Source organism: Ktedonobacter sp. SOSP1-85, from assembly GCF_016587415.1.
Classification (GTDB): Bacteria; Chloroflexota; Ktedonobacteria; order Ktedonobacterales; family Ktedonobacteraceae; genus Ktedonobacter.
In genome coordinates, this window is the sequence record NZ_BNJI01000003.1 from 1,481,383 (window position 1) to 1,496,084 (window position 14,702).

At 56.4% G+C, this 14,702-nt stretch carries 7 protein-coding genes; 5 read left to right on the top strand and 2 right to left on the bottom strand.

Annotated elements, in window-relative coordinates:
- The first annotated feature begins 61 nt into the window (after window positions 1–61).
- Both KTE_RS44510 and KTE_RS44515 read left to right on the top strand, forming a co-directional pair.
- On the top strand, window positions 62–2,155 hold the full coding sequence (locus KTE_RS44510; RefSeq protein ID WP_201393635.1) for an ATP-binding protein: 2,094 nt from the start codon (window positions 62–64) through the stop codon (window positions 2,153–2,155).
- Window positions 2,148–4,379, top strand: a complete 2,232-nt coding sequence (locus KTE_RS44515) for a hypothetical protein (RefSeq protein WP_201393637.1) — start codon at window positions 2,148–2,150, stop codon at window positions 4,377–4,379. The genes KTE_RS44510 and KTE_RS44515 overlap by 8 nt, the downstream gene beginning before the upstream one ends.
- 216 nt (window positions 4,380–4,595) lie before the next feature.
- On the opposite strand, the gene KTE_RS44520 is transcribed toward KTE_RS44515, so the two are convergent.
- Together KTE_RS44520 and KTE_RS44525 are read right to left on the bottom strand one after the other, a co-directional pair.
- Window positions 4,596–5,672: a hypothetical protein gene (locus KTE_RS44520; protein WP_201393639.1), complete on the bottom strand. Its 1,077-nt coding sequence runs from the start codon at window positions 5,670–5,672 to the stop codon at window positions 4,596–4,598.
- Window positions 5,673–5,820: 148 nt separating this feature from the next.
- Window positions 5,821–9,147 carry a glucodextranase DOMON-like domain-containing protein gene (locus KTE_RS44525; protein ID WP_201393641.1) on the bottom strand — a complete coding sequence of 1,109 codons (3,327 nt, stop codon included), beginning with the start codon at window positions 9,145–9,147 and terminating at the stop codon, window positions 5,821–5,823.
- Window positions 9,148–9,738: 591 nt separating this feature from the next.
- Here KTE_RS44525 and KTE_RS44530 point away from each other — a divergent pair.
- The 3 genes from KTE_RS44530 (at window position 9,739) to KTE_RS44540 (ending at window position 14,618) form a co-directional block, all read left to right on the top strand.
- Entirely contained in the window at window positions 9,739–12,483 is a 2,745-nt protein-coding gene (locus KTE_RS44530; protein WP_236601062.1) for a membrane dipeptidase, read from the top strand.
- Window positions 12,484–12,733: 250 nt separating this feature from the next.
- Window positions 12,734–13,435 carry a YgaP-like transmembrane domain gene (locus KTE_RS44535; protein WP_201393645.1) on the top strand — a complete coding sequence of 234 codons (702 nt, stop codon included), beginning with the start codon at window positions 12,734–12,736 and terminating at the stop codon, window positions 13,433–13,435.
- Between the two features lie 13 nt (window positions 13,436–13,448).
- Window positions 13,449–14,618, top strand: coding sequence for a zinc-dependent alcohol dehydrogenase (locus KTE_RS44540; RefSeq protein ID WP_201393647.1), 1,170 nt, complete (start codon window positions 13,449–13,451; stop codon window positions 14,616–14,618).
- The last annotated feature ends 84 nt before the right edge of the window (window positions 14,619–14,702 follow it).

Consider the following 14,702-nt stretch of genomic DNA (forward strand, 5'->3'; position numbering starts at 1 on the left):
TGTATACTGTAAAACTGCATTGGTATATTTAATGGTATTTGTTGGATTGTGAGCTGTAGTTATGGCTGAAGATTTTGAGATCCATCCTGTAGAAATCCACTTGCCTGGCTTGCTGAAAGTTCTGGGTGAACACCTCTATTCCCATCCCCGCGTTGCTGTTCGTGAGCTGATCCAGAATGCGCATGACTCCTGCACGCGCCGTCGCCAGGAGGATGAACAACTAGCCGATGAATACGCGCCACAGATTACTGTGTGTATCGATCACGCTTCGCACCAGCTCTTGATAGAGGATAATGGTTCGGGCCTGACGCATAGCGAGATCAATACCTTTCTGGCAACCGTAGGTCGGGGCTATACGCGTGAGCTGCGCGAGCGTCTGGGGAGTGCCCAGCGTGAGGAGGCCCTGGAGTTGATTGGTATGTTTGGCCTGGGTCTGCTCTCCGCCTTTATGATCTCTTCACGTATCGAGATCACGACGCGCAGCTATCAGTCGCCTGAGGAGGCCTGGCGCTGGATTTCGGATGGTGGACAGAGCTATGCCCTGCGTGCCGCGACGCGCGATGCCATTGGTACCACCGTTCGGCTCGACCTGCGCGAAGACGCCCTCTTCCTGCAGGACGCGAGCATCTTGCGCGAGGCGATAGGAGGCTATGCACAGTTCCTGCCTATCCCTATCACGCTTGGCGACGATCCCGAACCCATCAACCTGCATCCCGCGCCCTGGGTCGAGGAGCTTGAGGAGGGGCCAGGCCGTACCGCGCTCTATAGCGCCTGGGTGGAGGAGCGGGCTGGCTCACGCCCCCTGACGGTACTTCCACTGACAACTATTACTACCTCAGATGGGCGAAGCATTCCGCTGCATGGCGTGCTCTATGTGCCGCCGCGCTCGGTTATCTCCCTCCAGGAATACGGAGATGTGACCATCTATGTGCGCCATATGCTCATTACCGAGCAGGAGCGTGATCTCTTGCCCGCCTGGGCTCGCTTTGTCAGCGGTGTGATCGATTGTCCTGTACTCAATCCAACCGCCAGCCGTGAGTCGCTGCGCCATGACGAGACCTATACTGCGCTCCGCGAGGCGCTGGAGACGTTGCTGCTGGAACATTTCTCCTACCTGGCCGAGAATGCGCCCTTCGATTGGTCAGCCATTGTGCAGGCCCATAATGACCTGATCAAGGGCTGGGCTGTGCGCTCGGTGGCGCTCTTTCACTATGTCTCGGAGTTGGTAACCTTTAAAACCAGCCGGGGTACACTGACCATTCCCGAATATCTGCGCGAGAATCCGGGGCGCATCTTCTACTATGAGGACGACGATGGGGTCACGCAAGCCCTGGCCCTCTTTGAGGCCCGCCGTCTGGCCGTAGTGGACGCTCGCTGGTTCGCCGACGTGGCCTTCTTGAAGACCTATGGGCAGGTCTATGGCGTCCCAGTCGAGGAGCTGACGCCCGCCGCCAGCTATCTCTTTACCCCTGTAGAAGACTCTGAGCAGCAGTGGGAGGCCCTGGTAGCCGCCTGTCGTGCCGAGGGTCTCCCGGTCAAACTTCTGGCTTATGAGCCTGAGCACTTGCCGATGATCCTGCTCTATCCTCCCGGAGCTGAGCGCCTGCGCCGCGCCCAGCAGAATATGGACCAGGGGCGCTTTGTTGGCCCCATTCGCTCGCTGGTGCGTGGCTATTTAAAGCGCCAGCAGGTCGATGATGCCGTACTCAAGGGTGTGCTCCATCTCAATGTACGCAACCCGCTCCTGCGGCGTGTACGTGACCTGGGAGTGGAACATCCCCAGTTTCAACCCCTGGTGCGCATCCTGGTTGCCAATGCGCGTATGTTTGCTGGCCAGGGCCTCTCCGCTCACGACGCCATCACCTGTTTTGAGCAGATCAACGGGGCGCTCTCACAGCTGACGGGCCTCGATCTCGCTGCCTCAAATGCTGGCGCGCCCTTGAGCTCCTCCTTGCTCACTGAACTGGGCCTGCATCCCGAGGCCGCCGGGCGCCTCTGTGCCGCCTGCGAAACTATTGAAGACCTGCTTGCAGCCGATGTGCCTACCTTGGCGGAGCACACACGTATCTCGCCTCTGATGCTGGAGACCATCCGCGAAGAGCTAAGCAAACAACCTGAAACCTACGACTCGGAGAAGGATAATTCAGATGGCTAAAGATCCCACCGATATCTGGGCCTGGACGCATGCAGACGAAGAGCGTTTCGCGGCGGAGGATGGTCCAAAGAAGACCATGATCCGCTACTACTATGAGTTCTGGCAGCAGTATAAGAGCGATGGCGATTCCGCCAACCTGGCGATCAACCAGGCCCTCGACATAGCGCGCTCAACGGGTGACCTGCGTTGGCAGCTTCACTTACGCCACTGGCGGCTCCAGCTCTGGCTGCACCAGAACAATGTCAAAAAGGCCTTGCCTGAGGCCGTGGATCTGCTGACGCTGGCGACCGATGAGCGCGTGCGCGATGTCCCGCAGCGGATCTGTGCCTATCATGATATCGTTGAATGCTATGTCGAGATGGATGCCGCTGGCTACTATGAGGAGATTGTCGAGAACTCGCAGCATATTCTGACCCAACTTCCAAAGCGTCACTCCTGCGCGACCTGTGCGCGTCTGCATATCGCCCAGGCCGCGGCAGATGCCGGGTACGTGCCAGAGGCCGAGCGATGGCTGAAGCTCTGCGAGGCCAATATCACAGAGGGGCGCTATCCAGAGCTAGTCACCTCCTTTGGCAATAAGTACGAGGCGCTGGAGAAGTGGAAAGAGGCGGAGCGCTACTATCGCGAGGCCATGGATATAGCTCGCAAGCGCGAGAGCATGCCCGATTTTATGAACGCAGTATTAGGGCTGGCGCGTGCCAAGGTTGCCCAGGGCCAGTCTCAGGAGGCTGCCTCGCTGCTCGATAACGTACGCGGAAACCTCAAGTATCGCGGTTCTACTCCTCAACTCGCCCGGCTCTTAGAGGTTGAGGGCCACCTGGGACATGCCTTGAAGAACCCGCAACTTGCCGTCTCGTCCCTGACGCGCTCAGGGCGCATTAACCTGGACGTGGGCCGCTATCGCGCCGCTGCCCTGAACGCCTTGAGCGCCGTCGAAATTGCGCGTGCCTCCAACCTTAAGGAAAAAGAGAGCGAGGAGGCGCTTGAGATCGCGGCCCAGGCCGTAGGCTATATGCCGCCAGCCTCGCGCGATGTCTATGAGCGCCTCGCCACGCTTGGTCGTGAACCCATACCCGCACCCCTGGAGGAGCCGGGCGCGGTGCCTCTTACTCCTGAGCAAGAGGAGGAACGGCATGCGCGCAAGGAACTTATGGCCCTGGAGGAGATGTTTCAGCAGAACATGGCATTGGGTGATGCCCGAGGCGTTGCTATCATCCTCTTCCGCCTCTCACGTTGGTACTACGGCCACAAGGCCCAGCGCGCCGCCGTCGACTACCTGATCTGGAATGCCGCCCTGGAGCGCTGGCTCAAGCTTGCGAGCGAGCAGCGTGAGGATGCAGTAAGTGCGCTCTCAGGCATTCGCGAGGAACTTCCCTCTGGAACAGTTGATGCCGCCCTGGAGGCCGCAGCCGCCTCACTGCCTGAGCTGCTGAAGCCCTTGCTGGGAGAGCAGGTCTCGCCCGTACGCTGGTCCTGGCTCGTGCGCTGCGTCGGGCAGGAGGTGCGCGGCGAACCTGTACTGGAGGAAGAGCCAACCGAGAAAGATGCCGATGGCGGCTTCAACGACTGGCTCGAATATAACGCAGGTACCATCGCGCTTATGCTTCGTTTCTCCCAGAAAGCCAGTTCCAAGGAGCGTGAGCAGTGGGCAAGCGCGCTGGACCAACAAGGGAACGCTATCTCAAAACAGGCTCAGGAGCATCCCGTACAGGGCGAGGGTGCTGAGGAGCAGCTACGGGTAACGCTTGCGCTCATTAAGAGCCTCGCCGCCTTGAGTCGGGGAAGCACAGTAGAAGAAGCGCGTGCCCTTGCTCTGCCGCCCTTTGATGGTCTTATTGACAGGATTGAGGCCATCTCAAAGTTGCCCATCTGGGAGATGCCTGGCTTCGCGCCCCTCGATCTCATGGTTGAGCAGGCTGCACGCGACACTGTACGCGCCCTGACTCGTGTGGATGAGCACCGTAAGGAGCGCCTGCGCCGCCTGGCCTTCCGCCTGCAATTAATGCAATACGACCTGCTCGACGTGCCAGAAGCCGAGGAATTAGAACCCATCTCGCACTTCCTCGAAGCCCTGCGCAAACTGCTCCTGAACGATGGCAAGCGCCTCCCTAAATTTGACGAGCCGCTACCCGAACCCTTCAACGGCCTGCTCGCCGCTACCTTCAAATCCGCCCAGGCTCAAGGTGTGATTGATAACGAAAGCCATCCCCCCACTCATAGCTGAGCCAGGGTGTGATTGATAACGAAAGCCATCCCCCCACTCATAGCTGAGCCAGGGTGTGATTGATAACGAAAATCGCACACTCGTTCATACCCGAGTCAGAAGCGCCAGCGACGTGCGGGCGATCAGCCCACACGTCGCTGGCGCTTCTTTATTCTTGCGAGCCACACAGTGGCGAGGAGTCACGACACAAAGTGTGATGGATAGCTATTACATACGCTATGAATGAGTATGCTCCACAATACGCTGGAGCATAGTCTCAACCTCTTCCAGAGGCAGCTCACGCATAATCCTGACGCGAGACTTCAATGCATCATGCAGCACAGGATACATATTATTGGGCCGCCAGGTGAAGGTCGTAGTTTTCTCGCCGATCAGGAGGACAGGCATACTATCGAAGCGGGGAATCTCATAGAAGCTGGCAGAGCCGGGGAAGAAGGCAAAGGCGTTGAGTTCATAGCCCTCTTCATCCTGCTGTAGTGCGCCAGGATAGTAAAAGGCAAAGCGCTGCTCATCGCTTAGCTCCTCTGCTCGCTGATGATCCTCGGGCGCCAGGTCGCGATTTTGCGCGTAGTGCACGGCCTCGGGATCAACAGGCTTCGCGTTAAGGTAGCCAGGCCCCACATGTTCCAAAAGTGTATACTGCAACAGGGCATAACAGTGATACATGCGGTCCTGCACACCCTCCAAACGCACCAGGAAGCCACGCTTATCCAGCGGATCGAGAACGAGCAACTCTTTATCATCCAGCAGATTCAGCAGCTCTTTGATGTAGACCAGCGGATCATAGCGCTCACGCTGTTCCTCGCACAGTAGCCAGACATCATTTACAAGCTCACGTATATCCTGGCTTTGCTGCCACTCTTTGCGCTTCTGCTTATCGCGTGAGAGCATCGTCATCGCCGCCAGGAGCGTAAAGTTCAGTGCATAGTGCGCCCGTGTGGCCTCTGGAAAGTGCAGGAAGAGTTCCTCACCGCTCAAATCACGACAGACTTTCCTATAGCTCAGTGCCTGCTGCAACTGGCGTAGCGTAAGCTCCAGGGCCGCCTCAATTGGGAGCGCAACGTCGCCGTCCCGCTCTACCAGCGAGCCACACAGCAGAGCCAGCGCCCCCGCGTGAAAGCCATCCACATTGGTCAGCAACGGAGCTAGCTCGCGCAACGCCTCGTCAACATCCTGTATCGAACGAATAAAATGGTGCACCTCTTGCCTCGCGAACACCTCCTGGCCCGCCTGCATCTCTTTCAGATCACTTGGCCGCTCCAGGAAAGCGATAAAGCGTTCCTTTTCCAGCATGAATATTCCTCTATCTAACTTTTTCCTCTATCGTACAACATATATACGTCCCACTACGCAGGAAGTAGGAAGTGTGAGGGATAGAAAAAAGACCCTGAAGCATCTTCGATTCAGGGTCCACATGAGGGTGGAGGAATCAGGAATAGTCTTAGGGTATGACCACGTCCTGGAGGACGACCGGGCCTTTTGTGTAGTCAAGCTCACTGGACTGCTGCACGTTGTTGGGTGTGAGCACATCCATGACCTTGGGTACCGTGGCGGGATCGACCGTGCAGTGGGGATCACTGCTTGCCGTCGCGCAGACGCCAAAGTTGTAGGGTTGGGGCGTCGAGGCGAAGCTGCGCGCCTGGTCAGGGCTGTAGCCGTCCTGCCCGGTCAAAGTGACCGTGAAGCCCCAGCCGGAGCCGGGCTGGCCCAGCGTTGCCTTGGGTACGCTAAAGGTGATGTAGCGTGAGATGGCATTGGCACTGATGTTGATCGTGCCCAGCGTCGTCCCGCTAGCGTCGACGTAGCGTTGACCAAAGCCCTGAACCTCTAAGAGCTGGCTCCAGGCCGCACCCGGATCGATGCTATAGTTACGCTGCGGATAGGCCGCCGAGGTCGAGGTCTGACTGGCTCCAGGTTCGTGTACGTAGACATCGATGAGCTGCGCGCCCAGCGGGCTGCCAAAGGTCGGCGTCAGATCGCGGACCTGCACCTTGAAGATGATGTTGGTGCCATCATCGTAGACGCGGAAGTCCTGCATATCATAGGCGCCGGGATGGAAGTCGCTGGCGGTTGGATAGGCGTAGTTGCCGGGACCGTTATCGTCGTTATTCGGGTCAGTCGTCTCAAAGAGAAGCTTGCCGGGCGTGAAGTCGTACACGATGCTACGCGTATCATGGGCGGTCGCGCCATCCGGGCTCACTGCAACGGTGTTGAGCACTGTGGTTCCGCCTGTGACCGCAACTTGCAGTGAGAAGGAGCCATCCGCGCCCGCGGTTGTGCTATAGGTTGTGGTCGCGCTCTGCTGATCGGTGTTGGTGGCGGCAACATAGATCGTGTTGCCGGGCGCGGTCGTACCGGTGATCGTGATGGGTGAGCCATTGACCGACGAGAGATTCTGCGGCGTGCTCACCGTGAGCGTGGTCTGACTAGTGTGATTGATAACGTAACGCTCGTAGGTGTTGCCGGGACGTTCAAGCTCCTTCTGCGCCGCCAGGTTGTTGAAGAGGCGCACATAGGAGGCCGAGGCCCAGGTCAGGGGAGCCGCCGAACCAGCGGGCTTCCCGTTCTGGAAGCCGATGGAGGCAACCGTGGGATCGGTCCCGTAGGGCGAGGCCACCAGGTCGGGCTGCTCCCAGTCCTGCTCAGGGATCAGGCCTACGCCGGAGCCAAACTTGCGCAGCGTGTCCAGCAGGGTCGCGGCGCTATCGTAGTTGCCGCTTGATACATCGTACTCGCCGCGCTCCTCGGTCAGCAGCGGCCAGAGGTGTCCATTGCCCTGTCCGCTGGGCGCCCAGGGATGACCATCCTTGGAGCCGTCGCCATAGCCATCACCATTGTAGCGATACCAACCGCTGCCGCTACTGGTATCAACCTTGATGGTCTTATCAACGATGTTCAAAGAGTTTTGGATATCGCTATCGTTGGCGGGGAGCAGGCCCAGGCGAACCAGTTCCAGGAAGCCCGCGTCGATAACGGTCCGCTGATCCTGAGTGGGGCCACCATTGCCCAGGTTATAGCTGATGCTGGCATTGGGATCGCCGGTCTTGGAGAGACGGATAAAGTAGGGTTGAGTCGAGAGCGAGCCATTGGTCGTCACAGTCCACTTCTTAATTGAGCGCTGCCAGTCGTCGGCCACGCCCAACCAGATTTTGGCACTCTGTGTATCACCATTTTTCGTCGCGATATCTGAGGCCGCGACCAGCCCCGCGATCTCGGCGGCAATCGTCGAGGGCGAGTAGCCGCCCTGCTCCTCCCAGCGCTCCACGCCAAAGCTTGGACCGTGACTGATCACAAAATTGGCGGCAGGCTTGATATGTTGAGTATAGAGCGTGGCGTCGGTCATATTGAGCTGATAGGCCATCAGAATGGGGTAGCTGGCCTCATCGAGCTGGGTTCCGAAGGAGTCAGGCGCGGTCTTGCCGTTGAGCAGGCTATTGCGTGGCATCGAGCCATCAGCCTGCTGCTGGCGGTCAAAGAGATAGTTGACCATCGCGCGCGCCGTCGCCAGGTCTCCATCCACATAGAAGCCGGTCCAGGCCTCATAGAGGTCGCGCGCGAAGACCTCGCGATAAGAGCCAAAGTAGCTGTTATTAGGATCACCTGCCGAGACGGCCTGTCCCCAGGGAGAGGCCAGGCTGGCCACCACCGCGCCAGGATAGGTCTTATCCTCCGAGGCTTTGATCACATTCGCATTCAGATAATACTCTTCAAGCAACTGTTTATATTGGTCAGCGGAGAGGTGTGGTTGTTTGATTGCCCCAAGCTTTAGTTGGGCGTCGTAGTGGAGCCAGCCCAGGGTATATTGCGCGAGCATTGTATCGAAGTTGCGCTTCAGAGAACTCTCAGCAGCCTTGACCGCGTCGGCCTGCGTTTGCCCAAAGCCTAGTGTAAAGGTCAGGTTGCTGCCATGTGAGAGATCGGCCTGCATGGTCTGAACGAGGTTGCCATTGTTGGCATCCGTATAGAGCGCTGTCAGACTGTGCGACTTGTCCAACTGCGTCAATCCATCGCTCTGGCCATCTACAAAACCACTGGTCGCCTGGAGGAAGGGTTGTGAAGCGTCCAGTGCGCTATAGACCGGCACAGCGTAGTCGCGGTTGGCGGCATTGGACTTTGTATTGGTATCGAAGGCGATGGGAACCTGGTGCCCGGTTGAGGTATCGATAGTGCCGGAATCACCTCCACCGTTGGCGGAGCTGCCCCCGCCATTGCCATTGATTGTGGCGTCGTAGCGCAGATAGAGCTTGTAGTCGGAGAGCTTTCCGGTCAGAGGCTGGAAGTGTAGGCGCATCACCACTGTATTGGCGCTGGGATCGGTCAGATAATCGGTCACGAGGCGATACTTGCCGCTTTTGGCGGTCGCCGTCACGCGACAGGCCAGCTCAGGCCCATTGAGTGCCTGCACGCTGTAGGTCATATCGCGTGTTTGCAAGTCCGTGAAGCTGCTGCCATCGGTCACGACGTATTGCAGCGTTTTAACATTGGTATTGTCGATGGTTGGATAATAGACATCGCTCAATACGCCATTGGCGAGCGTAAACCAGACCTTAGAGGTCGTATTGCGAGCGGTTCCCAGGCAGTCTTTGCGCGCCTGGTCAAAGTAGGAGAGCGCGCCTGGACCATCGGGCGCGGAAGAACTGGCGGCTTGAGCGGCCAGAGTTGCCCGTGTTCCCAGGCCAAGCAAGAGGAGCGCGAAGGCCAGACCCAGGAGGGTGCGCCAGCGCGAGAAGCGCCGCGTGGGCGTGGCATCCATACCGGTTTTCTGCATTGAAAGCCAATCCTTTTTTGGAACTAAAACATTGATTGTCTACAGATCTAATGAGTACAGCATCTATGTTTCGCCATCGAAACAGGGGTTTTAATGAGCGTTTTGAGTATAGCCAGCCATTGATGCGTGCCTTATATAGCGCTTCAGCTAATCTATGTATTCCATATAGCAAGAGCATATAGCACACGCAGGGTTGTAAATATTGGAGAAAGCAATATTTGTGCCAGAAAGTGTGCTACACACAAGCGAATAGGTAATAGAGCATGCAGAAAGGGCAGGAATAGCCCTTTGAAGATGGTTTGTAAATCTACTATTGACTATCAAACTAAGTGGCCTTAAGGTATTTAGGTTTTGTGCCAGGCACAAGTGTGCTATCTGTGTAGCACACTTGTGTTTGCATTTACACAGAAGCTAGGGTAGTAAGAAAAAGGACATTGCTTCACTTGCACCAGGTATATGAAATCCAAAAATGGGAGCTGTATATATATGTCTCGTTGCATATGTAAACAGTTCCTATTTACTTTTTAGGGAGGAATGGATTATTTTTAGGGAAAGAATTGGAGATGTGGTGGGAGGAATAGTATTGTGGATATGTTGCGGTGTGGGGTGTGTTTGCAAGAGCTTGTAGCGGGGAATTGTGCTTGCTCCACAAGCACAGGAGTAGATAAGGATAGGCAGAAGCCCGCGCTAAGGCTAGATTTCGCGGGAGGTGATCTGTCGGGATGGCACGCCGAGGGCGAGGCCTTTCGTGGGCAACCAGTGCGTGGAGACCGCTTTCGTGCGGGCCAGGTTAAGCCCAAACTTGTGCCGTTGGGTGGAGATTACTGGGATGGTCCATATCCCGTGGGTCAGCGGGGCGAGTACTGGATTAGCACGGAGGATTATTTAACGGGCACCCTGACTTCTGAGACATTTATCCTCGAAGCCTCTTCCCCCTGGTTTACCTGTCTGCTTGGTGGTAGCGATGTCAACGACGCCTGTAGCATCTCTCTCCTGATCAAGGCCAACGAGAGTAATCGCTCCCGTCTGAGCGATAGCTATTCCAGAATTTATATAGCCAGGGAGAACAGCGACTTCTTCCAGGTATTTCAAGCTACGAGCCTTGGCCATGAGATGATGCGGAGAGTGGTCTTCTATGCCCAGGAGTTCGTGGGGGAGTGGGCCAGTGTGCGTATAAGCGATAGTTCGATCAGCGGGCATATTAATGTTGCTGATGTGCGCTTCTCGGCTGAGACTCCGTTGACCCTGGAGACGGAGGCGGGCGAAATAGATCCCGATGCGCCTATGTGGGGCTTCGCCGATCTGCATACGCATCCAATGGCGCACCTGGCCTTTGGGGGTGTCATCTTCTGGGGGCAGCCGGATGGCCCTGTAGATGAGGCTATGGCGAAGTGTGTGAAGGCTCATGGCATCGCCGGTACAGGCATTGCTGGTCGCCGCAGCAGCATCTTGATGTCCTTCTTTGAGCAGATTGGTTATGGCATAAATGTAGGGCACCTGGTTGGTGGCTATCCCCAGTTTGATGGTTGGCCACGCTTTACCACGCTTGTACACCAACAAATGTATATCGACTGGATACGGCGCGCTTTTGATGGTGGCCTACGCTTGCTGGTTGCGCACGCGGTCAATAACGAGATGCTGGCGAGCAACTACAATGGGCAGGATCCATACGATGATAAAAGCGTAGTTGAGTGCCAGATTGCGGCCATGAAAGAACTTGCGGCCCGGCATCATGACTGGATGGAGATAGCCTATACGCCCGCCGAGGCGCGGCGGATTATTCACCAGAACAAACTGGCTATCGTGCTTGGTGTAGAAGTTGACTCGCTGGGGAACTGGAAGCAGCCGCAACTGCCCACGGAAGAGGAGATCAGCACCTATCTTGCGCACCTTTATCATGATCTCGGCGTACGCCACCTCTTTCCTGTGCATATGGCGGATAATATCTTCTCAGGTTCGGCGATCTATTATGACCTCTTTAGCCTGGTCAATCATTATCTGCATAAGGACTATTTCGCGGTTGAGGATGGCAGCGCCTATGGCATAGAGTATCGCTTGCAGGAAGATCCGGGCCTGGCCATCGATATTGCGCGTGTGACGCAGGGCTACAACCCGCCTTATCGCCAGGTGAACGGGGGCCATATGAATGGTAAGGGCTTGACCGAACTGGGACACTTCTTATTGTGCCAGATGATGAGCCTGGGGATGCTCATAGAGGTTGACCATATGTCTCATAAAGCTGTTGAAGCGACACTGGACCTGGTGGAGCAGTATGACTATCCCGTGGTCGCTGGACATACAGGCTTTCGCGAACTGGCTCTGAAGCGCAATGAAGAGACCGCCTGTAATCAGAAGTGTGCTAGCGAAGGTCTGAAGACCGCCTTGCAGATAGAGCGTATCGCCAAACTTGGAGGTATCATAGGGCCACTTGCCTGCCAGGCCGATGTGCGCGAAGTCGGCGAGGTCATTCCCAGTTTACAGGGGAAGGTGCGCGGAGACTGTGCAGGCTCGTCCAAGTCCTGGGCGCAGGCGTATCTCTACGCCGTCGAGAAAATGGGCGGACGTGGCGTTGGCTTTGGTACCGATACTAATGGGTTCGCCAAGTTTAACGCTCCGCGCTTTGGTCTGAACGCGAGCTACTTCCTGGACTATGATGTGCCGGGCATGGGGCGCGATTCCAGGCGCAGATCCTTGAGGAGAGAGCAGGTCGAGGCGCAGGAGAACGGCGTGCGCTATGATGAGTCTCTAGCTGATACTCATCACTACCGCTTTGAAGGCGTACTTGAGGGCGATGTCTATGATGGCTTACAGCGTGATGTCTGGCAGGCTATTGGGCTGTACAAGGCGGGCTGTGATCCCTGGAAAAGTCCGAATATTCTAAATTATTTTAATCGAGCGGTACACTTTGCGAAGGGTTTCTTCGCCCTGGATGATGCGCAATTGGAGCGGCCAGGCCTCCTTACCGGGAATGAGCCGTGGGAGCAACGCGTTGCCTTCTTAGTGAAAACGGGCCTGGAACCGGGGACGACGGAGCGTGATCCACAGCCAGTCCACGAGATGTATCCCAGGGTAATGGCTATCTGGCGGCGCTGGGAGCAGATGGAGGGAGATAATCCTCCTCTCAAGCGCTGTTATACGGGCGAGCGCGACTTTGATATTAATCTGGATGGCGTTGCGCACTATGGTCTGCTGCCCGATCTGCTCCAGGACCTGAAGAACGTTGGCCTGACGCATGAAGACCTGGTCCCCCTCTTCCGCTCGGCTGAGGATTACATACGAACATGGGAGAAGTGTGAGCGCCGAAGTCGGGCCATGGTTGAGAGCAAAGACAAATGATGAATTGCTATCTGCCTATAGTATAGTCATGTCTCCAGGCGATGGTGTGAAAAAGATGCTGGGTACGAGCAGAGGGAGGGGATGTTGCTGGTGGGCTGGCTTCGCCAGCCCACCAGCAACATCCCCTCCCTCTGCTCGCCACAAAGTGGCGAGGTGCTTCAAACATTCGCAAAGGTAATCATTCTGTGATGATGATACGTGTCTCTTCTGAAGACAGAGCATAAGTGTGTATGTTACAGAAGGAGACATTATGGATCTGGGTGAAGTAAACGTAGAACTATGGGAGCGGAGAGTATCTGTAGGGTTAGGTGGGGCATTCGTTTTGGGTGGCATAGTACGCCGCTCCTGGGTTGGAGGGGTGCTAGGCCTGGCTCTGCTCTACCGGGGGCTTAGCGGGCATAGCTACCTCTATGAGCTACTCGGGATCAATACGGCGAACAGGCTCAAAGAGCCAGAAGCCAGGCTCACTGAGCTTGAGCGTTCGATTACCATTCAACGACCCGCTGAAGAGTTGCACCGGCTCTGGAGCGATCCATCTACGCTTTCAAAGATCATGGGAGATAGCGTGGAGGTTACCAGGGGGATGGGCGATCATATACACTGGCGCGTGAGTTTGCCCCTGGAGCGCCACCTGGAATGGGAGACGCATACCGTGGAGAGCCAGCCGGGACGGCTTTTACGCTGGCAATCACTTGAGGACGCACCAATCTCAAATGATGGAATGATTAGTTTTTATCCTGCTCCCGCAGACTGGGGAACGGTCGCGACCCTGCGTTTCCGCTTTGACACGCCGGGTGGCTCAATTGGGAGTGGCGTGATACATACCCTGGGTATCATGCCAGATATGATAGTGGAGAAAGCGTTAAGGCGCTTTAAGAGCCTGGCCGAAACGGGCGAGATTCCAACGCTTGAACACAATCCAGCGGCCCGCGCAACCGCTTACGCGCATTAAGGAGAAGAAAGCTATGCGAGCACTCTGCTGGAATGGGGTCAATGATCTCCAGGTGGAGACCGTGCCCGATCCCGAGATTATTAATCCGCACGACGCCATTTTAAGGGTCACTATGTCGACCACCTGCGGCTCAGATTTGCACTTCATTGATGGCTACATTCCGACAATGCGTAAGGGTGATGTCATCGGGCATGAGTTTATGGGCGAGGTGGTGGAGATTGGTCATGAGGTGAAGAAAGTAAAGAAGGGCGACCGCGTGGTTGTACCCTCCTTTATTGTCTGTGGCGCCTGCTGGTATTGCCAGCACGGCCTCTACTCGCTCTGCGATAATACGAATCCCAACGCCGAGCTTCAAGAACCCGTCCTGGGCTATCCAACCGCTGGCATTTACGGTTATACTCACGCCTTTGGCGGCTATGCTGGCGCGCACGCCCAGTATGTACGCGTGCCATATGCCGACAACGACTGCTTCCGTGTGCCCGAGGGATTGCGTGATGAGCAGGTCATCTTCCTCTCGGACGCCGTGCCAACCGGTTTTATGGGGGCGGACTTCTGCAATATTCAGCCTGGAGATACGATTGCGGTCTGGGGCTGTGGTGGTGTAGGTCTCATGGCGATACAGAGCGCCTACCTCCTGGGGGCAGAGCGCGTCATCGCCATCGACCGCTTCCCCGAGAGATTGCAGATGGCGAAGGAAAAGGCTGGCGCTGAAACGATCAACTATACCGAGGTAGATAGCGTTCTTGAAGCGCTCAAGGAGATGACCGGGGGGCGTGGTCCTGATGGCTGCATTGATGCTGTGGGCATGGAGGCGCATGGAACCGGGGTAGATTATATGTACGATCGTGCCAAGCAGGCGCTGCGTTTTCATACGGACCGGGGTGAGTCGCTACGCCAGGCAATCATGGCTTGTCGCAAGGGCGGAACGCTCTCAATCCTTGGCGTGTATGGCCTGATGGATAAGTTTCCTATTGGGGTCATTATGAATAAGGGACTGACGGTGCGTAGCGCGCAACAGCACGGACAAAAGTATGTGCCACGCTTGCTGGACTATGTACAGAAGGGCCAGCTCGATCCTTCCTACCTGGCAACGCACCATTTCCCGCTGGAAGAGGCACCAGTTGGGTACGCTATATTCAAGCATAAGGAGGATGGTTGCGTACGGGCCGTCTTTAAGCCCTAGCATTAAACTGTGGGAGACCGACGCTGCTAAAGCACGCGTCTACATCTGGATCATATGTAGACGCGTGCTTTAGCAGCGTCTATC

What these genes read in the sequence shown, in the direction of transcription:
- KTE_RS44510 (WP_201393635.1), top strand. Translation starts at nt 62, where the DNA reads ATGGCTGAAGATTTTGAGATCCATCCTGTAGAAATCCACTTGCCTGGC.
- KTE_RS44530 (WP_236601062.1), top strand. Translation starts at nt 9,739, where the DNA reads ATGTTGCGGTGTGGGGTGTGTTTGCAAGAGCTTGTAGCGGGGAATTGT.
- KTE_RS44515 (WP_201393637.1), top strand. Translation starts at nt 2,148, where the DNA reads ATGGCTAAAGATCCCACCGATATCTGGGCCTGGACGCATGCAGACGAA.
- KTE_RS44535 (WP_201393645.1), top strand. Translation starts at nt 12,734, where the DNA reads ATGGATCTGGGTGAAGTAAACGTAGAACTATGGGAGCGGAGAGTATCT.
- KTE_RS44525 (WP_201393641.1), bottom strand. Translation starts at nt 9,147, where the DNA reads ATGCAGAAAACCGGTATGGATGCCACGCCCACGCGGCGCTTCTCGCGC.
- KTE_RS44520 (WP_201393639.1), bottom strand. Translation starts at nt 5,672, where the DNA reads ATGCTGGAAAAGGAACGCTTTATCGCTTTCCTGGAGCGGCCAAGTGAT.
- KTE_RS44540 (WP_201393647.1), top strand. Translation starts at nt 13,449, where the DNA reads ATGCGAGCACTCTGCTGGAATGGGGTCAATGATCTCCAGGTGGAGACC.